Source organism: Thauera sp. DNT-1 (genome assembly GCF_055393985.1).
Map to the genome: position 1 here is coordinate 2,236,819 of NZ_AP043752.1, position 20,314 is coordinate 2,257,132.

Genomic DNA, 20,314 nt, shown 5'->3' on the forward strand with positions numbered 1-20,314 from the left:
CCTTTTTCCAACCGTCCATCGCATGTTCGCCGCCAATTTCAGCGCCTTCGAGCTCCAGCCCCTGCCCGACGGCGCGTCGACGATCCTGCGCATGCTCGCCGCGCAGACGCCGAACTGGGCGGAGATCGCGCTCGTGGCCGCACGCGACCCCGCGCTGAGCCTGGCGCTGCTGCTGGCCGATCCGCTGCGCGCGGGCGAACTCCAGGACGGCCTCAATGCCGCCCTGCGGCGCCGCCTCGAGCGCATCGGCACCGACCTGCTGCGCGCCTGGCTGCTCGGTCTGGGCCACGTCGGCAACCAACCGGACGAAACCGCCGACGCCGCACTGCTGCGTGCCGAATGCGCGCTCCACCTCGCGATCGAGACCGAATATCCGCGCCCCGACGAGGCCTACCTCGCCGGCCTGTGGTTCGGCCTGCCGCGCTCGGCGGGGTGGGTTTCCGGGCGCCGGCCGACGCTGCCGGCCCTTGTCGCCGACTGCGGCCTGCCCGCGAGCCTGGCCGACGCGCTCGAGTTCGACGGCATGGATCCGGCCTGCGCGGGCGCGATGCATCCGCTGCTCGGCCTGCTCGCCGCCGCACGCCGGCTCGCCGGTGGCGACTGGCAGGAGCGCATCACGGAAGTCGCCGAGCTGACCGGACTCGAGAGCGCGAGCGTGGTGGCGCTGCGCACCGACGTCGGCTACATCCTGTCCGGGCATGCGTCCTACCCCGCCCTGCCCGGCCTGCCCAGCGCGGGCACGGGCGCGGCCTGCCCGACCCTGCGCCTCACGGACGACCCCTACCGCTACGCCGGCATGCTCGGCCTGCTCACCGCCGCCTTCGTCGACCTGGACGCGACGACCATCCGCGACCGCCTGGCGATCGCCTGCCCGCTGTTTGGCCTGCACACCCCGCCGGTGCTGCTCGGCAGCGGCGAGGACGGTCGCCTGCGCCCGCTGCTCGGCGCCGCGGCGGGCAGCCCCGACCTGCTGATCGGCGAGCTGCGCCTGCGCCTGGACGACGAGACCAGCTGCATCGCCCTCGGCGCGCGCAGCGAGCAACCCTGCTCGCATTTCGGTGACGGCGGCCCGCCCGGGCGCAGCGTCGCCGACTGGCAGGTCGCACGCTGGCTCGGCCAGCCGGGCTTCCACGTCATCCCTCTGGGCGGCGCGGGCGACACCAGCGTGGCCCTCGTCGCCACCGCCTCCGCGCAGGCGCTCGACAGCGAGCTGCGCTGGCGCTACGCCGCCCTGCTCGGTGCCGCGGCGCGCGCGCTGCGCAGCCACGCCCGCCAGCGCGATGCGATCGCCGAGCGCGAGGCCGCGCTGCACCAGCGCTTCCGCGACCATGTGCGCCGCATCGCCCACGAGGCCAGCAACCCGCTCACGGTGCTCAAGACCCGCATCGACATGCTCGCCCAGGAGCGCTCCGGCGACAGCACGCTGCAAGACGAGATGAGCCTGCTCAACGCCGAACTCGACCGCATCGACAAACTCCTGCGCAGCGCCGCCGAACTGCCTGCCGAGACGGCCGAGATGCGCACCTGCCGGGTGCCCGAGCTGCTGCTGGACATGCGCACGCTGTACGGCGAGCCGCTCTTCGGCAGCCGCCAGATCCAGCTCGAGTTGCGCGCCGCGCGCGACGTGCCGCCGGCCGCGATCCCCGCATCGGCGCTCAAGCAGGTGCTGCTCAACCTGCTGCGCAACGCCTCCGAAGCGCTCCAGCCCGGCCAGCGCCTGGTCGTCTCGGTGCTGCCGCTGGTCAATGTCGACGGCCGCAACTGCCTGGAGATCCGCTTCGTCGACAACGGCCCCGGCCTGCCGGTGGAACGCGCCCAGGATCCGCTCAGCCCGCGCCCGAGCGCAAAGGGGGCGGAGCACCAGGGCCTCGGCCTCTCGGTGGTGCGCGAGATCCTCGCACAATGGGGCGGCACCCTGCTGTGCCGCACCCAGGCGGGCGCCGGCACGAGCTTCCAGATCTTCGTTCCGCTGGAACAAAGCGCCTGAGTGTTGCATCATGCGGCCGAACAAGCCCTCCACATCGCAGCCTCCGGGAGCCATGGTCACTCCGGCCGACAACGGGTTAAGGCCTCGGATCGACGCCACCGCCGGCGACGACGCCGACAGCGTCCGCATCCTGATCGTCGATGACGATCCGGCCCTGCGCCGCACCTTTCCGCATGCACTCGCCCGCCCCGGGCGCCTCTTCGACGAATGCGGCAGCATCGGCGAGGCGATCGGCCGCCTGGAGAAGCAGCGCTACGCGCTGATCCTGCTCGACTACCGTCTCCCCGACGCCAACGGCCTCGCGCTGCTCGACTGGCTGTCCGACCACCAGCGCGACGAGGCGGTGATCATCATCAGCGGCGAGGACGCGATCGACGCGGCGATCGGCGCGCTGCGCGGCGGCGCCGACGACTACGTGCGCAAGCCCTATCACGTGGCGCAGCTGCAGCGCGCGGTCGACGGCGCCCTGCACAAGGGCACGCTCGAACGCGCCAACAAGCTGATGAGCCAGCGCCTGAAGGACTCGGAGCGCCTGCACCGCTACCTGGTGGAGAGCTCGCCCGACATGATCTTCACCCTCGACGGCAGCGGCCGCTTCACCTACATCAACCCGCGCATCAAGGCCCTGCTGGGCTACGACCGCAGCGCGCTGGTCAAGCGCCCCTTCACCACCCTGGTGATGCCCGAGGACCTCGACCGCATCGACACCCTGCTCAGCCAGCCGAGCAGCCTGCCCGGCGAGAGCTTCCACGTCGAACTGCGCCTGCGCTCGCGGCGCGACGGTGGTGGCGAGGGCGGCAGCGTCACCGTATCGCTGACCGGCATCCCGATGGTCACGCAGGAGAACGACCGCCGCGTGATCGGCCTCTACGGCGTGGCGCGCGACATCTCCGAGCGCAAGCGCGCCGAGGAGATCATCTCCTTCCAGGCCTATCACGACCAGCTCACCCACCTGCCCAACCGGGTGCTGTTCAAGGACCGCCTCGAACTCGCGATCGCGCAGGCGCAGCGCCGCACCGGCGCGCTCGCGGTGATGTTCATCGACATCGACCGCTTCAAGCTGGTCAATGACACCTTCGGCCACGCCGAGGGCGACCTGCTGCTGCGTGCGATCGCGAGCCGGCTGTCGGCCACGCTGCGCCGCGGCGACACACTCGCCCGCCTCGGCGGCGACGAATTCACCGTGCTGCTCCCGGACATCAACCAGCCCGAGGACGCCGAGGTCATCGCGCGCAAGGTGCTCGACGCACTCGCCACCCCGGTGCGGCTCAGCCAGGGCGAATTCCGTGCCACGGTCAGCGTCGGCATCGCGCTCTTCCCGCGCGACGGCACCACTGCCGAGGACCTCACCCGCCACGCCGACGCGGCGATGTACCAGGTCAAGCGCTCCGGCAAGAACGCCTTCCGCTTCTTCGACCCCGAGCTCAACACCCGCCATCGCGACCGCATCGCGCTGGAGAACGACCTGCGCGGCGCGGTCGCCCGCGGCGAGCTCGACCTGCATTACCAGCCCCAGGTCAGCCTGGCGACGCGCGGCATCGTCGGCCTCGAGGCCTTGTTGCGCTGGAACCATCCGGGCCTGGGCGCGATTCCGCCCGCGACCTTCATCCAGGTGGCCGAAGAGGTCGGCCTCATCAGCGAGATCAGCAACTGGGTGCTGGAGACGGCCTGCGCGCAGCTCGCACGCTGGCAGGCGGAGGGCGTCGGCGCCCCGCGCGTGTCGATCAACCTGTCGGCCTGCGACTTCCAGCGCGGCGACGTGGTCGGCAGGATCCGCGCCTGCCTCGACCGCCACGGCGTGGCACCGTCGTGCCTCGAGGTGGAGATCACCGAGGGCCTGATGATGGACGACACCGCCGACATCGCCGCCAAGGTGCGCGCGCTGCGCGAGGCCGGCATCAGCGTGGCGATCGACGACTTCGGCACCGGCTACTCGGCACTCGCCTACCTGCAGCGCTTCCCGGTCAGCACGCTGAAGATCGACCGCAGCTTCGTGCGTGACCTCGAAGGCCCGATGACCAACCCGATCATCTCGGCCATCACCGGCATCGCACGCGGCTTCGATCTCGACCTCGTCGCCGAAGGCGTGGAGAATCTCGAGCAGGCCGACGCGCTGCGCGCGCTCGGCTGCGAGGTGATGCAGGGCTACCTGTTCGCCCGCCCCGCCCCGGCCGGCGAGGTGCCGGGCTGGCTGCGCCAGCCCGAACGGCTCTTCCTCGGCGCCGGCAGCGCGGACCTGCAGGCCGCACCGGCGTAAAAAAGCCGGCTTGCGCCGGCTTCGGAGGCACGCGGGCCGGCAGCGCCGGCCCGGAATGCGGCATTACTTGAGCGTCAGGATCCAGTCGACGAGCGCCTTGGCGTCGGCGGCATTGACCTGCGGGTTGGGAGGCATCGGGACCTTGCCCCAGGCGCCCACGCCGCCCTTCTGCACCTTGTCGGCGAGCATCGCCGCGGCATCGGCCTGGCCGGCGTACTTGGCGGCGACTTCCTTGTAGGAAGGGCCGACCAGCTTCTTGTCCACCGCGTGACAGGCCAGGCAGTTCTTGGACTTGGCCAGCGCCTCGGACGCGAAAGCGGGCGAAGCGGAGAGGAGACCAGCAGCGACCGCAGCAGCAACGAGAGCCTTCATATTCCTTACCTCTTGGTGTTGGTTGTTACCGGCAGGTATTAAACCACCGCATGCGCCGGTTTGGGCAGGGCCCGCATACGATGTTGCACATTTGCCGCGCCTGCGCTCACTGGCGCACTTCCATGGCCTCGTCCGCCCGCAGCCCCGCCCGGCTGGCGCGGAAGGGATTGATGTCCAGCCCGCCGCGGCGGGTGTAGCGCGCCCACACCGCAAGCTCCTGCGGCTTGCAGCGCGCCATGAGGTCGCAGAACACGCGCTCCACGCACTGCTCGTGGAACTCGTTGTGGCCGCGGAAGGACACCACGTAGCGCAGCAGGCCCTCGCGGTCGATCGCCGCCCCGCGGTAGCGCACGACCAGGGTACCCCAGTCGGGCTGGCCGGTGACCAGGCAGTTCGACTTGAGCAGGTGCGAGTACAGCGTCTCCTCCACCTCCGGTCCCGCGGCGCGCAGCGTCTCCGGGCAGGGCTGGTAGCGCCCGATGTCGATCTCGAGCGCGTCGATGCAGACGCCCTCGGGGTAGCCGAAGCTGCGCCCGGGGCGTTCCTGCAGCGGCCGCAACACCACCGCCACCGCGGCGCCGGCCGCCGCCGAAAGGTCGCGCGCGATGGTCGCGCGCACTTCCTCGACACTCGCGCAGCGCTGCTGGTTGAACGAGTTCAGGTAGAGCTTGAGCGACTTGGACTCGATCAGTCGCGGCGAAGCCGCCGGTACGCGGAACTCGCCGAGGGCCACCACCGGCTTGCCGCGCGCGTCCAGCCAGGAGAGTTCGTAGGCGTTCCACAAGTCCTCGCCGCAGAAGGGCAGCATGTCGGCGCGCAGACCGAGCTCGTCGCGCTTGAGCTGGCGCGAAATCGGGAACAGCAGCTCGGGCGCGTAGGTGTCGCGGTAGGCGACCGCCTGACCGAGCGGGGAGGATTCGGCGCCGTGGCGGCGCGGGGTGTCGGTGTTCATTCGTGCGGATCCCGCAAGACTTCAGAGGCGATTCGGGGCGAACAGGGATGCCAGATCGACATGGGCCTCGATCGCGTCGGCGAGGCGGTCGAGATCGGCTTCGCGGCGAGCGGCGAGGTCGACCGGCCCGGATCCTTCCAGCGCCTCCGCGTCCAGCCCCGCCCAGGCGAGCAGCGCCGCCAAGGCCGCGGGGGCGTCGAACAGGCCGTGGACGTAGGTGCCGAGGATCTGCCCGTCCGCAGAGCGCGCGCCGTCGGGCCGGGTCGGCATGGCCTCGTCGCCGTGCGCCAACCACAGCGCCGGCCTCGCCAGCGCCGGGCCGGAGCTCACGCCCATGTGGATCTCGTAGCCGGTGACGGCCGCACCGGGTTCACCTGCACACTCGGACCCGTCTTCGCGCGACAGGTTCGCGAGGCGGCCGCGCAGGTTGCGCAGCTGCTTGTGTTGTTCGAGCACCGTGTCCACCTCGAGCAGGCCCAGCCCGGCCATCGTTCCCGGCGCGCCTTCGAGGCCCAGCGGGTCGGACAGCTCGCGGCCGAGCATCTGGAAGCCGCCGCAGATGCCAATCAGCTTGCCGCCATAGCGCAGGTGGCGGCGGATCGCTGTCTCCCAGCCCTGCGCGCGCAGCCAGGCGAGGTCGGCCTGCACGCTCTTGGAGCCGGGCAGCACGATCAGGTCGGCAGGCGGGATCGCCTGCCCGGGGCCGATCCAGCGGAAATCCACCTGCGGGTGCAATCGCAGCGGATCGAGGTCGGTATGGTTGGAGATGCGCGAGTACACCGGCGCGATCACGCGCAGCGCAGCCTCGCCCGCGCGCACGTCGACGGCGCTGTCGGCGAGCGCGTCCTCGGCGTCGAGGAAGAGCCCGTGCAGGTAAGGCAGCACGCCGAACACCGGCCGCCCCGTGCGCGCCTCCAGCCAGTCGAGGCCGGACTGCAGCAGGCCGAGGTCGCCGCGGAAGCGGTTGATGACGAAGCCCTTGACGCGCGCCTGCTCGGAGGGCGAGAGCAGCTCGAGGGTGCCGACGAGGTGGGCGAACACGCCGCCGCGGTCGATGTCCGCAACCAGCACCACTGGCACGTCGGCGGCTTCGGCGAAACCCATGTTGGCGATGTCGCGGTCGCGCAGGTTGATCTCGGCCGGGCTGCCGGCGCCCTCGACCAGCACCGCCGCGTAGGCGCTGCACAGGCGGTCCCAGCTCTGCATCACCGCGGCCATCGCGGTGGGCTTGTAGGCGTGGTAGTCGCGCGCCGACAGGCTGGCGACGGCGCGGCCGTGGATGACGACCTGGGCGCCGATGTCGGTGGAAGGCTTGAGCAGCACCGGATTGAAGTCGGTATGCGGGGCGACGCCGGCGGCGAGCGCCTGCAGGGCCTGGGCGCGGCCGATCTCGCCGCCGTCGATGGTGACGGCGGAGTTGAGCGCCATGTTCTGCGGCTTGAACGGGGCGACCTTGATGCCCCGTCGGCACAGCACGCGGGCGAGTCCGGCGACCAGCGTGGTCTTGCCGGCGTCGGAGGTGGTGCCTTGCACCATCAGCGTGATCGGGGGGGACATGGCGTAGAATCCTGCGGGTTTTGCTCGAAGGGGCGGGATTATCGCCGATTCGGGAGGGTACGGTGGGCGCCCGGGCTTGCGCAGGCTGCCCGGCCCGGCGCGGGCGGGGCCGTGGTGCTTGCGGTTGTGTTCGCTGCTTGGGGTGACTCGCCCAAGTTCCTTTATTGACTGTTCCGATGCCCTCTTCATTGCTGCTCGTCCTCACGCTCAAGATGGCCGCCGGCCTGCTCGCCGATCGCGTATTCGGCGAGGCGAGGCGCTTCCATCCGCTGGTCGGCTTCGGGCGCTGGGCGGGCTGGGTCGAGCGGGCCTGCCGCCGGCTGTTCTTCGGCACCAACGAGACCGGCATGCGCCTGGCAGGATTGCTCGCCTGGGCGCTCGCCGTGCTGCCTTGGGTGGCGCTCGCGCTGTGGCTGCGTACGCTCCATCCGCACGCGCACTGGGGGGTGGACAGCGCGCTGCTCTACTTCGCCCTCGGCGGACGCAGCCTGGCCGAGCACGCGCTGGCGGTGGCGACGCCGCTCGCCGCCGGCGACCTTGACGCGGCGCGCGCGCGGGTGGGCTGGATCGTGAGCCGCGACACCCGCGCGCTCGACGCGGAGGGCGTGGCCAAGGCGGCCACCGAGTCGGTGCTGGAGAACGGCAACGACGCGGTGTTCGGCGCGCTGCTGTGGTTCGTGCTCGGTGGCGGCGCGGGGGTGGTGCTGTTCCGCCTGGCGAACACGCTCGATGCGATGTGGGGCTACCGCACGCCGCGCCACCTGCACTTCGGCTGGGCTGCGGCGCGCATCGACGATCTGCTCGGCTGGCTGCCGGCGCGCCTCACCGCGCTCACCTACGCCTGGCTCGGAGACACCCGGCGGGCGCTCGCGTGCTGGCGCACGCAGGCGCCCGCCTGGGACAGTCCGAACGCCGGGCCGGTGATGGCGGCGGGTGCGGGCGCGCTCGGCGTGCGCCTGGGCGGCGCGGCGACCTACCACGGCCGCGCGGAGCACCGCCCGGCACTGGGCGAGGGCCGTGGCGCCGACGTCGACGCCATCCGCGCGGCGGTAGCCCTGGTGCGGCGTGGTGCGCTGCTGTGGCTGGGGCTGACCGCGGTCCTCGGCGTCGCGACGACGCTGGCGGGAGGCGGCGGTGCTTGAGCACGGCGGCCGCCTGCGCCGCGCCGCCGAGCACTACGGTATCGCGCTTGCCGACTGGATGGACCTGTCCACCGGGATCAGCCCGTGGGCCTATCCGGTGCCGCCGGTGCCGGAAACGGCCTGGCAGCGCCTGCCCGAGGACGACGACGGCCTGGAGGAAGCCGCCGCGCGCTATTACGGCAGCGCCGAATTGCTCGCGGTGGCGGGTTCTCAGCCGGCGATCCAGGCCCTGCCGGCGGTCCTGCCCGGCGCACGCGTCCGCCTGCTGGCGCCAGGCTACGCCGAGCACGCCCACGCCTGGCGCGAGCGCCGGCCACGGTCGATCGACGCGGAGGAGGTCGAGGGTGCGATCGACGACAGCGACGTGGTGGTGCTGGTGCAGCCCAACAACCCGACCGGCGTGCATTTCGACCGCGATCGCCTGCTCGACTGGCATGCCCGGCTCGCCCGCCGCGGCGGCTGGCTGGTGGTGGACGAGGCCTTCGCCGACACCACGCCTGCGCACAGCCTGGTGCCGATCGCCGGTCGCCCCGGCCTGGTGGTGCTGCGCTCGCTGGGCAAGTTTTTCGGTCTGGCCGGGGCGCGCGTGGGCTTCGTGTTCGCACCCACCGAGGTCCGCACGGCGCTCGCCGAACGCCTCGGGCCGTGGACGCTCGCCGGTCCGGCACGCTGGGCGGCGCACCACGCGCTCGCCGACACCGCCTGGCAGGCCGCGCAGCGCGCCCGGCTGGACGCCGCGGGCGCGCGCCTGCACCGCCTGCTGCAGGCGCATGGACTGGAAAGCTGCGGGCCGGCCTTGTTCCAGTACGTCCGCCTGCCGCACGCGGCGCAGGTGCACGCGGCCTTCGCCCGCCGCGGCATCCTGCTGCGCCGCTTCGACGCCCCGCCCGCGCTGCGCTTCGGCCTGCCCGCGGACGAGCCTCGCTGGGCGAGGCTGGAGGCCGCCCTCGCAGACTGCCCGAATCTCCTCAAGGAGCCGTGATGAGTTCTCTCCCCTGCCGTCTTTCCGATGCAGCGGCCTCGGCCGCAGCGGCCACGCTGCTCGCCCTCGGCGGCCCCGCCTCCGCCGCGGGCGTCGAGCTGGTGGACGACACCGGCCGCAAGCTCGCGCTGGCCGCGCCGGCGCAGCGCATCGTCAGCCTCGCCCCGCACGTCACCGAGATGCTGTTCGCCGCCGGCGCGGGCGAGCGCGTGGTGGGCGCGGTGGACTACAGCGACTACCCCGAGGCGGCACAGCGCATCGCGCGTGTGGGCGGCTACACCCGGATCGACCTCGAGGCGGTCGCGGCGCTGCGCCCGGACCTGGTGATCGGCTGGCAGAGCGGCAACCGCGAAGGCGATCTCGCCCGCCTGCAGGCGCTCGGCATCCCGGTCTACCTGAGCGAGCCGCGCAACCTGGAAGACGTGGCGCGCAACCTGGAGCGACTCGGGCAGCTCGCCGGCAGCGAACCCGCCGCCCAGGCCGCGGCGAGCGCCTTCCGCGCGCGCCGCGAGCACCTCGCCGCCACGTATTCGGCACGCGACAAGGTGCGCGTTTTCTACCAGATCTGGGATCGCCCGCTGATGACGGTGAACGACCACCACCTGATCGCCGACGTGATCCGCCTCTGTGGCGGCGCCAACGTGTTCGGCGAGGTCGCCCACCTGACGCCGACGATCGGCGTCGAGGCGGTGCTCGCGGCCAACCCCGAGGTGATCGTGGCCTCGGGCATGGGCGAGGCCCGTCCGGAGTGGCTCGACCAGTGGTCGCGCTGGCCGCAGCTCGAGGCCGCGCGCCGCGACAACCTGTTCTTCATCCCGCCCGAGCTCATCCAGCGCCATACGCCGCGCATCCTCGACGGCGCGGCGCGCCTGTGCGGCCAGGTCGAGACCGCACGCAAGCGCCGCGGCGCCGCCTCCGCGGCGCTCACGCCCCCTGCAGCACCCGCTCCGGCGCGTGCGGACTGAGCGCCGGCGGGCAAGCGTCGCGCAGGCTCTCCAACCAGATCCGGTCGAAATGCCAGGCCAGGAAAGGCAGGCTGTCGCCGAAGAAATGCTGCGCCGCAGAAGGACCCGACGCCTGCAGCCGCTCGGGCATGGCGACGCCGATCGCCACGAGGCGATCCTGCAGGGCGGGGTGGAAGGGGTCGCCGGCGTCCGCGCGCAGCACGCGCTGCGGGTCGATGGCAGCGCTCGATTGGGCGAAGCCGGCGGCAAAACCGTGCCCCATCTCGCGGTAGGGCCGCACGCAAGACGCCTCGTCGCACTCGGCCAGGGCATGCACGCGCGGCAGGTAGTCGTTGGCGAGGAAGTCCGCCTTGCAGCAGAGCTCGACCAGGGTCCCGGCAAGCAGCTCGGCCCCTACCAGGCGCACCGCGGTGCGGTCGGCGACGTACTCCTCCATTTGCGCCAGCAGCAGCATCCTCATGCACAGGGCGTCGCCCTGGGGGTCGAACCAGGGAAAGCCGGACGGCAACGCGGCCGCAAGCTCGTCCAGCGTGCGCATCCACCACGCCTGCAGCCAACCGCTCCGGCCGTGCATCCCGCGCTGGCGTGCGACCATGTGGCCGATCTCGTGGGCGATCACCGCCGCGAGCTGGCGGGGGCCGAGCGCATGGGCCAGCGGCAGGCCGATCAGCAGATCGGTGGCCATCTCGCCGACACCCAGGTGGCGCGGGCGCTGCACGATCGAGGCGTTGATCTCGCCCGTCACGTAGATGCGCCGGATCGGGCTCACCCCCGCCACGTGCGCGAGCGCATCGACCAGCGCGTAGAGCTCGCCCACCCGTTCGCGCGCGACCGCCAGCCCGCAGGGCCGCGGCGCGAGGCTCGCCAGGGAGGCCAGCGTGGCCCAGATCGCGGCGATGCTGCCGAGCATGAAGAGCACCCAGAACAGCGTTTCCACCGGTGTGCCCCGGCCGATCGCCTCCCAGGTCGCCACGGCACCCACGACCGCCCCGCCGAGCAGGACGAGGATCGAACCGGACACGGCGAGCAGGCCGGCGAGCGCGCGCGCGCCCAGATCGCGGGAGAGCCGATCGTAGCGGCCGTCGAGGTCTTCGGAGAGCTGGATTTCGCGCACGGGAATACCCCTGCCGGGAACCGGGTTGTGTCGGATTGTAACCAAACCTTCATGCCATGACACGATCCAGCGCAAGATTCGCCAGCGCCCCCGAGGCCGCGGGAGCGGGTCCGCGGTCGCCAGCGGGCCGAAATGGCTCGCCATTCCGGTGTGGAGCGCTTATAGTGCCGGCTTCGCTGCGGTGCACCAGTCACCCGCCGCGTTTCCTGCAACGATCCGTTCGCCCCCATGCGGCGCGGATCCCTCCCGCAGCCCGGATTGGTGTCGCATCGATGCATGCGACGGGCTCGCGCCGGACCATCGAATGAATCCCCAAGTCACCTTCGCCAGCCTCGGGCTGGCCGAACCCATCCTGCGCGCGGTCTCCGAGGCGGGTTACTCCACGCCCACGCCCATCCAGGCCAAGGCCATCCCGCAGGTGCTCGCCGGCGGCGACCTGCTCGCGGCGGCGCAGACCGGCACCGGCAAGACCGCCGGCTTCACGCTGCCGCTGCTGCACATCCTGTCGCAGACCCACACCCATCCGCACCCGCCCGGGCGCCCGCGCTGCCTGATCCTGACCCCCACGCGCGAACTCGCCGCCCAGGTGCAGGAGTCGGTCGACACCTACGGCAAGCACCTGCCGCTGTCCTCGCTGGTCATGTTCGGCGGCGTGAACATCAACCCGCAGATCAGCGCGCTGAAGAAGCGGGTGGACATCCTCGTCGCCACCCCCGGCCGCCTGCTCGACCACGTCGGCCAGAAGACGCTCGACCTCTCCGGCGTCGAGATCCTGGTGCTGGACGAAGCCGACCGCATGCTCGACATGGGTTTCATCCGCGACATCCGCAAGGTGCTCGCGCTACTGCCGAAGAAGCGCCAGAACCTGCTGTTCTCGGCCACCTTCTCGGACGAGATCCGCGAGCTCGCCCACGGCCTGCTGCACAACCCGGCAGAAGTGGAAGTCGCCCCGCGCAACACCACCGCGGAGCGCGTCGACCAGGCGGTGTACCTGATCGGCCAGAAGCAGAAGCGCGAACTGCTCGCCCACCTGATCAAGGAAAAGCAGTGGTTCCAGGCGCTGGTGTTCACCCGCACCAAGCACGGCGCCAACAAGCTCGCCGAGTACCTCACCAAGCACGACATCGGCGCCGCCGCGATCCACGGCAACAAGAGCCAGGCCGCGCGTACGCGCGCGCTGGCCCAGTTCAAGGACGGCTCCCTGCCGGTGCTGGTGGCCACCGACATCGCCGCGCGTGGCCTGGACATCGACCAGCTGCCCCAGGTGGTGAACTTCGAGCTGCCCAACGTCGCCGAGGACTACGTGCACCGCATCGGCCGCACCGGCCGCGCCGGCGCCGCCGGCAATGCGATCTCGCTGGTCGACAACGAAGAAATCAAGCTGTTGACCGCGATCGAGCGCGTCATCAAGCGCCGCATCGAGCGCGCCGTGGCCGAGGACTTCGTGCCCAGCGCCGGCGGCGAGGCCGCACACGACGCCGACCACCAGCGCGAACCGCTGCAGCGCCGCGGCGGCCGCAACGGCCAGGGCCGCAGCCCCGCCGCCGCGCCCGCGCGCAGCGAGCGCGCAGGCGGCGGACGTGCTCCGGCCCAGCCCGGCGGACGTGCCCCCGCGCGCACCCGCGGCGAGGCCGACGGCAATCGCGCGGCGCGCACGGGCGAGGCGCGCGAGCCCAACGGCAACCGCAGCTCGGCTCCGCGCCCGGACGTCGATGGCAACCGCGCCGTGCCGGCCCGCCGTGTCGAGGTGGACGGCAACCGCGCACCGTCCGCCAACCGCCGCCCGGAGGGTAACGCGCCCCGCCCCGCCGGCGCGAACCCGCAGCGCCGCCCGCAGCCCCGCGCCGCCCTGTTCGCCGCCAAGCCGGGCGGCGACAAGCGCTGAGCAGGACGACCGGAAACGGCGAGGCCGTCGGCGCGGGTCCGAGATTCGCATAACCCGCGCCGACGGCCGCATCGCGACTGGTGTCGCTCCCACGAAAACCGGCATCGCGACCGCGGCGCTCCCGTCCCCACCGCTGCACATCGCTTGCCTTCCTGCCCCAGCTTCGCCTATCCTTCGCTCCGCATTCGATCCGGGTGCCCTGTCATAACTTCATATGACAGGGTGAAACGGGAAGTCCGGTGACGTCGTCCGCCTTGCGCGCGCACGACCATTCCGGCGCAGCCCCCGCTGCTGTGAGCCTGACGAATCCGCCAACACGCCACTGAGCCTTGCGCTCGGGAAGGCCGGCGGAGGAGGAAGACGGCAAGCCAGAAGACCGGCCCGATCGAGTACGGAACCCGCACCCGCCTGCAAGTGGCGTCGTGCGCGGTTCCAGGTTGATGTGAGCCCCGGGGTGTGGGTTCGATCCGACTGGTTTTCCGCCGGCTGCCCGTGTGCGCCGGAAGCTCCAGCCGACTCGTCGTGCAAGCGGTCTCCAGGCAATGCCGTGCCCGGCGTGCGCTCGCGGTTTCACCGCGTGCGTACGCCCACCGGCAGCGCCGCGCCCGCATGCCGCCCCCCCGCCCGCGTGGTTCGCATCGTCGTTCCATGCACTCGTGGGGAGTCATCATGCACATCGAACCCGGCATCCTTTCCGGCGCCAAGATCGCCGCCGCCAACCTCGCCGCCACCGCGCTCGTCGCCGCCCAGGCGCCGCAACTTCTCAGGAAGCCGCAGCGCTTGCTGCGCACCCTGCTCGCAGCCCTGTTCTTCTCCGTCTTCATGCAGAGCTTCCATACGCCCGCCGGCGCATCGGAGCTGCACTTCATCGGCGCCATGCCGATCTACCTGACGCTCGGCTTCGTGCCCACCCTGCTCGGCTTCGGCCTCGGCCTGCTGCTTCAGGGCGGGGTCTTCGAGCCCGCCGACCTGCTGCATCTCGGGGTCAACTTCCTCTCGCTGGCCGTACCGCTGGTGGCGCTGCATGCCACGCTCGGCCGCAGGCTCGCCAGCGGCGCCGCGACGCGGGTGGGATCGGTGCTGAAGCTCGACGCCGCCTACTACGCCGGCGTCGCCGTCATGGTCGGCTTCTGGCTGGCCATGGGCGAGGTCGCCACGCCCTTCGCGGCATGGGCCGCCTTCGCCAGCGCCTACCTCCCGGTGGCGCTGATCGAGCCGGTGCTGACGGTCGCACTCGTCCGCCTGCTGCAGTCGCAGGCGCATCGTCCCCTCGTGCGGCTCTGCTTCGCCGTGCCGGCGCGCGGCTGATGACCGCGCTGCCGGGTACGGTCTGGTTCGTCGGCGCGGGCCCCGGCGACCCCGACCTGATCACCGTGAAAGGCCGCCGCCTGCTCGAGCGGGCGGGCGCGATCCTGTTCGCCGGCTCGCTGGTCGACCGCAGCGCGACGCAGTTCGCGCCCGCCCACTGCGAGATCCGCGACTCCAGGGACATGACGCTCGAGGGCATGAGCGCCTGGCTGCTGGACGCCTGCGCCCGCCATCCCGTCGTGGTGCGCCTGCAGACCGGCGACCCCGGCCTGTACGGTGCCCTGGTCGAGATGACGCGCCCGCTCGACGCCGCCGGCATTCCTTGGCGGGTGGTGCCGGGCGTGTCCTCGGCGATGGCCGCGGCCGCCGCCGCGGGCGAGACCCTGACCCTGCCGGAGGTGACGCAGACGGTGATCCTCACCCGTGTCGCCGGGCGCACGCCGATGCCGCCGGGCGAGGCGCTCGAGGCGCTCGCCGCGCACCGCACGACGCTGTGCATCTTCCTGTCGATCACGCTGCTGCACGAGGTGCAGCGTGCGCTGCGCGCCGCCGGCTGGCCGGAGGACGCCCCCATCGTGGTGGTGCACAAGGCGAGCTGGGCGGGCGCGGAGAAGATCGTGCGCGGCACGCTGGCCGACATCAAGCGCCGTTGCCAGGACGAGAAGATCGCCAGCCAGGCCATGATTCTCGCCAGTCCGGCGCTCGGCGCCCGCCTGTGGCCCGACCTCGCACGCTCGAAACTCTACGACCCGGGCTTCGGCCACCGCTTCCGCAAGGCGTCGATGCCGGCCGCCGCGGCCGGCATCGCCACCGGAGAAACCGCATGAACAAGACCGCCATCCTTCTCGTCGGCCACGGCTCGCGCAACCGCGAGGGCAACAAGGAGATCCTCCACTTCGCCGCACAATGGCGCGAACGCCACCCCGGCTGGCGCATCGAGACCTGCTTCATCGAGCACGCCGACGTGCTGCTCGACGAGGGCCTCGACCGCGCCGCGCACGCGGCGCGCCGTGTCGTCACGATTCCCTTCATCCTCAACGCCGCGGGCCACGTCAAGATGGAGCTTCCGGCTGCGATCGAGCGCGCCCGCGCCCGCCACCCCGGCGTCGCCTTCGCCTGCGCCCGCCACCTCGGCATGGGGCGCGAGCTCTTCGCCGTACTGCGCGGCCAGCTCGACCGCCTGCTGAGGCAGCTCGACATGCCCGACCCGCACACCACCGGCGTGGTGCTGCTCGGCCGCGGCTCCTCGGACGCCGGCGCCAACGGCGAGTTCGCCAAGATGGCGCGCTGGCTCTTCGAGGACGGCGACCACGAGCTGGTCGACCTCGCCTTCACCGGCGTGACCTGGCCGCGACTCGAAACCGTGGTGCAGCGCCAGGCCCGCCTGGGCATGACGCAGATCTGCATCGTGCCGGTGTACCTCTTCACCGGGGTGCTGATGGAGCGCATCCGGGCACAGGTCGAGCGCCTGCGGCGCCAGTACCCGCAGCTCGCCTTCGCGCTCGGCACCCACTTCGGCTTCGACGAGGGCATCTTCGCGCTGCTCGACCGCAGGGTCGACGACCACGAAGCACCCGAAGGCGGACTGCTGGAGTGCGACGGCTGCAGATACCGCCTCGCCGCCGAGGCCGTGCACCTGCACGAGCACAGCCCCACGCACGCCCGTCACGCCCCTGCGCACCACGAGCACGACCATGGCCATGCATACGCTCGCGCCCATGGCCACGCGCACGCCTGAAGCCGAACCCGCCATGCGCACCAACACCGTCACCGAACAGCTCACCGCCGCCGGGCGCGCGATCGAGCACGACTCCTTCGCCATCATCGACGCCGAGGTCGGCCGTCACGCCTACACCGCCGGGCAGTGGCCGGTGGTGCGCCGCATGATCCACGCCAACGCCGACTTCGAGTTCAACGGCCTCACCGAATTCCATCCCGATGCGGTGGACGCCGGCCTGGCCGCCATCCTCGGCGGCGGCGCGCGGATCGTCGCCGACGTCGAGATGATCTGTGTCGGCCTGTCCGCCTCGCGTCTCGCCCACTTCGGCATGCGCACGCACCAGTTCATCTCCGACCCCGACGTCGTCGAGCGCGCCCGCGCCGAGGACAGCACGCGCGCGGTGCAGGCCATGCGCAAGGCGCACCGCCTCGGCCTGCTCGACGGCGCCATCGTCGGCATCGGCAACGCACCCACCGCGCTGATCGAGCTGGTGCGACTGATCCGCGACGAGGGCGTGCGCCCGGCGCTGGTGGTCGGCATGCCGGTGGGCTTCGTGTCGGCGGCCGAATCGAAGGACCGGATGGCCGCGGTCGACGCGGTGCCGTGGATCGTCATCCGCGGCCGCAAGGGCGGCTCCACCCTGGTGGTGGCGGCGATCCACGCCCTGCTCGGGCTGGCCGAGACACGGCAGCGACAGGCCGTCCGGGGCTGAAGCGACACGATGGCGGCAGGACATTCCCTCCCCGACAAGGTGCGCAAGGGCGACGCCAGGCGCGCGCGCGGCAATCGTACCGGCCTCACCACCGGCGCCAACTCGGCCGCGGCCGCGGCGGCCGCCACGCTCGGCCTGGTGCGCGGCGCGGTGCCCGACGCGGTGGAGTGCGTGCTGCCCAACACGACGCGGGTGCGCTTCACGATCCGCGACGGCCAGGTGGACGGCGACCACGCCCACGCGGTCTCGATCAAGGACGCCGGCGACGACCCCGATGCCACCCATGGCGCCCGTCTCACCGCCGACGTGCGCCGCATCCGCGGGGGCGGCGGCGTGGTGATCCTCGCGGGCGGCCCTGGCGTGGGCGTGGTCACCAAGCCCGGGCTCGGGCTGGCGGTCGGCGGCCCCGCGATCAACCCCGTGCCGCGGCGCAACATCATCGACAACGTGCGCGCGGCCGGCGCACCCATCCTCGAGGTCGGCGACGGTCTGGAGGTGACGATCTCGGTGCCCGGCGGCGAGGAGATGGCGCAGAAGACGCTCAATGCCCGCCTCGGCATCCTCGGCGGCATCAGCATCCTCGGCACCACCGGCATCGTCCGCCCGTATTCCACCGCCGCCTTCCGCACCAGCGTGATCCAGGCCATCGATGTCGCCGCCAACCAGGGCCAGACCTGCGTGGTGTTCACCACCGGTGGCCGCACCGAGAAATGCGCGATGCGCGCCTTCCCGGACCTCGACGAGGCCTGCTTCGTGCAGATGGGCGACTTCGTCAAGGCCGCCTTCACCACCGCGGTGAGGCAGGGCATGCGCCACATCGTCGTCGGCGCCATGATCGGCAAGCTCACCAAGATCGCCCAGGGCCTGTCGGTCACCCACGCCTGGCGCGAGGAGGTCGATCGCGAGCTGATCGCCGCCGCCGCTGCCGAGGTCGGCGCGCCGCCCGCGCTCGTGGCCGAGATCCGCGCCGCCGAGACCGCCCGCTTCGCCGCCGAACGCCTGAGCGCGCTCGGCCTGGCCGTGGCCTTCCACCGCGCGCTCGCCGGGCGCGCCATCCGCAGCCTGCGCCAGCGCTACCCCGGCCCGCACCGGCTCACCGTGCTGGCGTGCAACTTCGAGGGCGTGCCGATCGTGAGCGTCGATGAGGCCGACCTGAAGGAGACCACGCATGCCTGAATCCACTGCCCCCGTCTGCAGCATCGTCGGCCTGCTCGACGACGGCTGGGACGGCCTCGGCGCCGCAGCGCGCCGGCGCATCGAAGCCGCCGCCAGCCTCATCGGCGCCGGACGCACGCTGGAACGCATCGCACCGCACGCCCCCAGCGCCCGCCTGCTGAACATGGACGGCGCGCTCACACGCGTGCCGGGCTGGATCGAGGAGGCCGTGCTCGAGGGCGACGCCGCCGTGGTGCTCGCCACCGGCGACCCCTTGTGCCATGGCATCGCCGGCTTCCTGATCGACAAGCTCGGCGCCGCGCGGCTCGAGGTACTGCCCGCAACCTCGACGCTGCAGCTCGCCTTCGCGCGCCTGAAGAGGTCGTGGCAGGAGGCCCGCTTCGTGTCTTGCCACGGCGCCGACGCCGACGAATGGCAGGCCGATCCGCGGCAACCCGGCCCCACGCCGGAGCACGGCCTGTACCGCGTGGTCCGCGCCGTCGCCGAACACCCGCTGGTCGCCTGCTTCACCAGCCCCGCCAACAGCCCCGACCGCATCGCCCGCGCCTTGCTCGCGGCTGGTCATGGCGCGCCGGGCTGCGACGAGGACCTGCGCCTGTCGGTGGTCGCCCGCCTGTGCCTGGACGACGAAGCGGTGTTCGCCGGGCTGAGCCTGCAGGAGGCCGCCAGCCGGCGCTTCCCGGAACCCAACGTCGTGGTGATCGAGCGCACGTGCGTCGGTACCGCGCTGTTCGGCGTCGACGACCTCGACTATGTGCAGCGCACACCCGAGAAGGGCCTGATCACCAAGCTCGAGGCGCGCGCGGTCGCGCTGGCCAAGCTCGCGCTGCGTGCCGACAGCCGGGTGTGGGACATCGGCGCCGGTTCCGGCTCGGTCGGACTGGAGGCCAGCCGCATCGCCCGCCACGGCCACGTATGGGCGATCGAGAAGAACCCCGCCGACGCCGCCAATGCACGCACCAATGCCCGTCGGCTGCGCGCCAGCAACTACAGCCTGTTCGAGGGCAAGGCCCCCGCCGGCCTGGATGCCTGGCCCGACCCCGATGCGGTGTTCATCGGCGGCTCGGGCGGCGAACTCGGCGAGCTGATCACCCTCGTCCTGCGGCGGCTCGTTCCCGGCGGCCGGCTGGTGATGAACTTCGTCACCCTCGAGAACCTCGCCACCGCCACCTCCGTGCTGGCCGCGGCCGACACCGCCTGGGAGGTGACGATGCTCTCGGCCGCGCGCAGCCAACCCATCCTCGACATGCATCGGCTCGCCGCGCAGAACCCGGTGTGGATCGTCACCACCCGCAAGGAGGCTCCATGAATCCGCACCCCGCGAACACGGCTCGCTTCGGCCGCCTGATCGGCATCTCGCTCGGCCCCGGCGACCCCGAGCTCGTCACCCGCCGCGGCTGGGCCGCGCTGCAGTCGGACGCACGCTGGGCGTATCCGGTGAAGAAGGCGGAGGAATCCTCCTACGCGCTCGACATCGTCCGCCGCGGCGGTCTGTCCATCCCCGCGGACGCGGTGGAGCTCGTCTTTCCGATGACGCGCGACGCGGTCGCGCTCGCCAAGGCCTGGGCGCGCGCGGCGACGCAGGTGGTGGCGCTGCTCGCGGAAGGCCGCGACCTCGCCTTCCTGGTCGAGGGCGACGCCTCCACCTATTCCACCTTCCGCCACCTCGCGCGCACGGTGCGCGAGCTCGCGCCCGAGGTCGAGGTCGACACCATCCCCGGGGTCAGTTCCTTCGCCGCCGCCGCGGCGGTGGCCGACCTGGCGCTGGCCGAAGAGGACGAGACGATGGCGGTGATCCCCGCCGCCTACGGCACCACCGTCATCGACCACCTGCTCGACGAGTTCGACACCCTGGTGCTGATGAAGGTGAAGCCGCTGCTCGACGAGGTGCTCGACCTGCTCGAGCGCCGCGGCCTGCTCGCCACGAGCTGCTTCGTCGAGAAGGTGGGGGCGCCCGCGCAGCGCGTGGTGCACGACCTTGCCAGCCTGCGCGGCGCGCAGGTCAATTACCTCTCCCTGCTGCTGGTGCAGAACCCCAAGCGCGCGCGCGGCGAGCTGCGCCGCGGCTGCCGCAAGCGCGCCGCGCAAGTGGAACCGCAAGCCACCGCGCAGGCCCCCTCCCCGGACACCGGAGGCGCCGCCGCGCACCCTGGCGAGTCCCCCGCGGCCACGGCCCTTTCCTGAG

At 72.1% G+C, this 20,314-nt stretch carries 17 protein-coding genes and 1 riboswitch; of the genes, 13 read left to right on the plus strand and 4 right to left on the minus strand.

The features are described 5' to 3' along the window. Positions 1–22: 22 nt before the first annotated feature. Both ACZ5PP_RS10360 and ACZ5PP_RS10365 read left to right on the plus strand, forming a co-directional pair. Positions 23–1,987, plus strand: coding sequence for a sensor histidine kinase (locus tag ACZ5PP_RS10360; protein ID WP_043745013.1), 1,965 nt, complete (start codon positions 23–25; stop codon positions 1,985–1,987). 52 nt (positions 1,988–2,039) lie between these two features. Further along, positions 2,040–4,244, plus strand: a complete 2,205-nt coding sequence (locus ACZ5PP_RS10365) for an EAL domain-containing response regulator (protein WP_004321995.1) — start codon at positions 2,040–2,042, stop codon at positions 4,242–4,244. A 63-nt stretch (positions 4,245–4,307) separates the two neighbouring features. Here ACZ5PP_RS10365 and ACZ5PP_RS10370 read toward each other — a convergent pair whose 3' ends face one another. The 3 genes from ACZ5PP_RS10370 to ACZ5PP_RS10380 form a co-directional block, all read right to left on the minus strand. Further along, entirely contained in the window at positions 4,308–4,616 is a 309-nt protein-coding gene (locus tag ACZ5PP_RS10370) for a c-type cytochrome (RefSeq protein WP_273423975.1), read from the minus strand. A 106-nt stretch (positions 4,617–4,722) separates the two neighbouring features. Next, a complete protein-coding gene (gene queF / locus ACZ5PP_RS10375; RefSeq protein WP_043745007.1) occupies positions 4,723–5,568 on the minus strand; it encodes an NADPH-dependent 7-cyano-7-deazaguanine reductase QueF in 846 nt (281 codons plus the stop codon). 21 nt (positions 5,569–5,589) lie between these two features. Further along, complete coding sequence (locus ACZ5PP_RS10380; RefSeq protein WP_464827032.1) at positions 5,590–7,125, minus strand: cobyric acid synthase; 1,536 nt, start codon at positions 7,123–7,125, stop codon at positions 5,590–5,592. 176 nt (positions 7,126–7,301) lie between these two features. Between ACZ5PP_RS10380 and cbiB the strand changes: the two genes are divergently transcribed. Genes cbiB through ACZ5PP_RS10395 form a run of 3 tightly spaced genes read left to right on the plus strand, consistent with a single transcriptional unit; the run spans position 7,302 to position 10,214 of the window. Then, a complete protein-coding gene (gene cbiB / locus ACZ5PP_RS10385; protein WP_464827033.1) occupies positions 7,302–8,267 on the plus strand; it encodes an adenosylcobinamide-phosphate synthase CbiB in 966 nt (321 codons plus the stop codon). Beyond that, positions 8,260–9,249 carry a threonine-phosphate decarboxylase CobD gene (gene cobD, locus ACZ5PP_RS10390; protein WP_464827034.1) on the plus strand — a complete coding sequence of 330 codons (990 nt, stop codon included), beginning with the start codon at positions 8,260–8,262 and terminating at the stop codon, positions 9,247–9,249. Before cbiB ends, cobD begins: the two co-directional genes overlap by 8 nt. Continuing rightward, positions 9,249–10,214 (plus strand): cobalamin-binding protein, encoded by a 966-nt coding sequence (locus ACZ5PP_RS10395; RefSeq protein WP_004326983.1) that lies wholly within the window; start codon positions 9,249–9,251, stop codon positions 10,212–10,214. The genes cobD and ACZ5PP_RS10395 overlap by 1 nt, the downstream gene beginning before the upstream one ends. Here the strand turns inward: ACZ5PP_RS10395 and ACZ5PP_RS10400 are convergent. Then, positions 10,174–11,328: a M48 family metallopeptidase gene (locus ACZ5PP_RS10400; protein WP_464827035.1), complete on the minus strand. Its 1,155-nt coding sequence runs from the start codon at positions 11,326–11,328 to the stop codon at positions 10,174–10,176. The genes ACZ5PP_RS10395 and ACZ5PP_RS10400 overlap by 41 nt on opposite strands. A 304-nt stretch (positions 11,329–11,632) precedes the next feature. Here ACZ5PP_RS10400 and ACZ5PP_RS10405 point away from each other — a divergent pair, with 304 nt between their 5' ends. The 8 genes from ACZ5PP_RS10405 to cobI all read left to right on the plus strand — a co-directional run bounded on the left by ACZ5PP_RS10405 (position 11,633) and on the right by cobI (position 20,313). Further along, positions 11,633–13,213, plus strand: a complete 1,581-nt coding sequence (locus ACZ5PP_RS10405; protein WP_464827036.1) for a DEAD/DEAH box helicase — start codon at positions 11,633–11,635, stop codon at positions 13,211–13,213. A gap of 174 nt (positions 13,214–13,387) precedes the next feature. Then, positions 13,388–13,612, plus strand: a riboswitch (cobalamin riboswitch). A 270-nt stretch (positions 13,613–13,882) separates the two neighbouring features. Continuing rightward, complete coding sequence (locus tag ACZ5PP_RS10410; RefSeq protein WP_004306985.1) at positions 13,883–14,521, plus strand: energy-coupling factor ABC transporter permease; 639 nt, start codon at positions 13,883–13,885, stop codon at positions 14,519–14,521. Then, positions 14,521–15,348 (plus strand): precorrin-4 C(11)-methyltransferase, encoded by an 828-nt coding sequence (gene cobM, locus ACZ5PP_RS10415; RefSeq protein WP_004306982.1) that lies wholly within the window; start codon positions 14,521–14,523, stop codon positions 15,346–15,348. Before ACZ5PP_RS10410 ends, cobM begins: the two co-directional genes overlap by 1 nt. Further along, positions 15,345–16,259: a sirohydrochlorin chelatase gene (locus tag ACZ5PP_RS10420; protein WP_464827037.1), complete on the plus strand. Its 915-nt coding sequence runs from the start codon at positions 15,345–15,347 to the stop codon at positions 16,257–16,259. The genes cobM and ACZ5PP_RS10420 overlap by 4 nt, the downstream gene beginning before the upstream one ends. 13 nt (positions 16,260–16,272) lie before the next feature. Beyond that, positions 16,273–16,953: a precorrin-8X methylmutase gene (locus ACZ5PP_RS10425; RefSeq protein WP_374616151.1), complete on the plus strand. Its 681-nt coding sequence runs from the start codon at positions 16,273–16,275 to the stop codon at positions 16,951–16,953. Between the two features lie 9 nt (positions 16,954–16,962). Continuing rightward, on the plus strand, positions 16,963–18,129 hold the full coding sequence (locus ACZ5PP_RS10430; protein WP_043744995.1) for a cobalt-precorrin-5B (C(1))-methyltransferase: 1,167 nt from the start codon (positions 16,963–16,965) through the stop codon (positions 18,127–18,129). Further along, positions 18,122–19,438: a bifunctional cobalt-precorrin-7 (C(5))-methyltransferase/cobalt-precorrin-6B (C(15))-methyltransferase gene (locus ACZ5PP_RS10435; protein ID WP_004306973.1), complete on the plus strand. Its 1,317-nt coding sequence runs from the start codon at positions 18,122–18,124 to the stop codon at positions 19,436–19,438. Before ACZ5PP_RS10430 ends, ACZ5PP_RS10435 begins: the two co-directional genes overlap by 8 nt. Then, the gene (gene cobI / locus ACZ5PP_RS10440) at positions 19,435–20,313 is read left to right on the plus strand and encodes a precorrin-2 C(20)-methyltransferase (RefSeq protein ID WP_004306972.1); all 879 of its coding nucleotides are present in this window, start codon (positions 19,435–19,437) and stop codon (positions 20,311–20,313) included. The genes ACZ5PP_RS10435 and cobI overlap by 4 nt, the downstream gene beginning before the upstream one ends. Position 20,314: the final 1 nt, after the last annotated feature.

What these genes read in the sequence shown, in the direction of transcription:
- ACZ5PP_RS10360 (WP_043745013.1), top strand. Translation starts at nt 23, where the DNA reads ATGTTCGCCGCCAATTTCAGCGCCTTCGAGCTCCAGCCCCTGCCCGAC.
- ACZ5PP_RS10365 (WP_004321995.1), top strand. Translation starts at nt 2,040, where the DNA reads ATGGTCACTCCGGCCGACAACGGGTTAAGGCCTCGGATCGACGCCACC.
- ACZ5PP_RS10370 (WP_273423975.1), bottom strand. Translation starts at nt 4,616, where the DNA reads ATGAAGGCTCTCGTTGCTGCTGCGGTCGCTGCTGGTCTCCTCTCCGCT.
- queF (WP_043745007.1), bottom strand. Translation starts at nt 5,568, where the DNA reads ATGAACACCGACACCCCGCGCCGCCACGGCGCCGAATCCTCCCCGCTC.
- ACZ5PP_RS10380 (WP_464827032.1), bottom strand. Translation starts at nt 7,125, where the DNA reads ATGTCCCCCCCGATCACGCTGATGGTGCAAGGCACCACCTCCGACGCC.
- cbiB (WP_464827033.1), top strand. Translation starts at nt 7,302, where the DNA reads ATGCCCTCTTCATTGCTGCTCGTCCTCACGCTCAAGATGGCCGCCGGC.
- ACZ5PP_RS10395 (WP_004326983.1), top strand. Translation starts at nt 9,249, where the DNA reads ATGAGTTCTCTCCCCTGCCGTCTTTCCGATGCAGCGGCCTCGGCCGCA.
- ACZ5PP_RS10405 (WP_464827036.1), top strand. Translation starts at nt 11,633, where the DNA reads ATGAATCCCCAAGTCACCTTCGCCAGCCTCGGGCTGGCCGAACCCATC.
- ACZ5PP_RS10410 (WP_004306985.1), top strand. Translation starts at nt 13,883, where the DNA reads ATGCACATCGAACCCGGCATCCTTTCCGGCGCCAAGATCGCCGCCGCC.
- cobM (WP_004306982.1), top strand. Translation starts at nt 14,521, where the DNA reads ATGACCGCGCTGCCGGGTACGGTCTGGTTCGTCGGCGCGGGCCCCGGC.
- ACZ5PP_RS10420 (WP_464827037.1), top strand. Translation starts at nt 15,345, where the DNA reads ATGAACAAGACCGCCATCCTTCTCGTCGGCCACGGCTCGCGCAACCGC.
- ACZ5PP_RS10425 (WP_374616151.1), top strand. Translation starts at nt 16,273, where the DNA reads ATGCGCACCAACACCGTCACCGAACAGCTCACCGCCGCCGGGCGCGCG.
- ACZ5PP_RS10430 (WP_043744995.1), top strand. Translation starts at nt 16,963, where the DNA reads ATGGCGGCAGGACATTCCCTCCCCGACAAGGTGCGCAAGGGCGACGCC.
- ACZ5PP_RS10435 (WP_004306973.1), top strand. Translation starts at nt 18,122, where the DNA reads ATGCCTGAATCCACTGCCCCCGTCTGCAGCATCGTCGGCCTGCTCGAC.
- cobI (WP_004306972.1), top strand. Translation starts at nt 19,435, where the DNA reads ATGAATCCGCACCCCGCGAACACGGCTCGCTTCGGCCGCCTGATCGGC.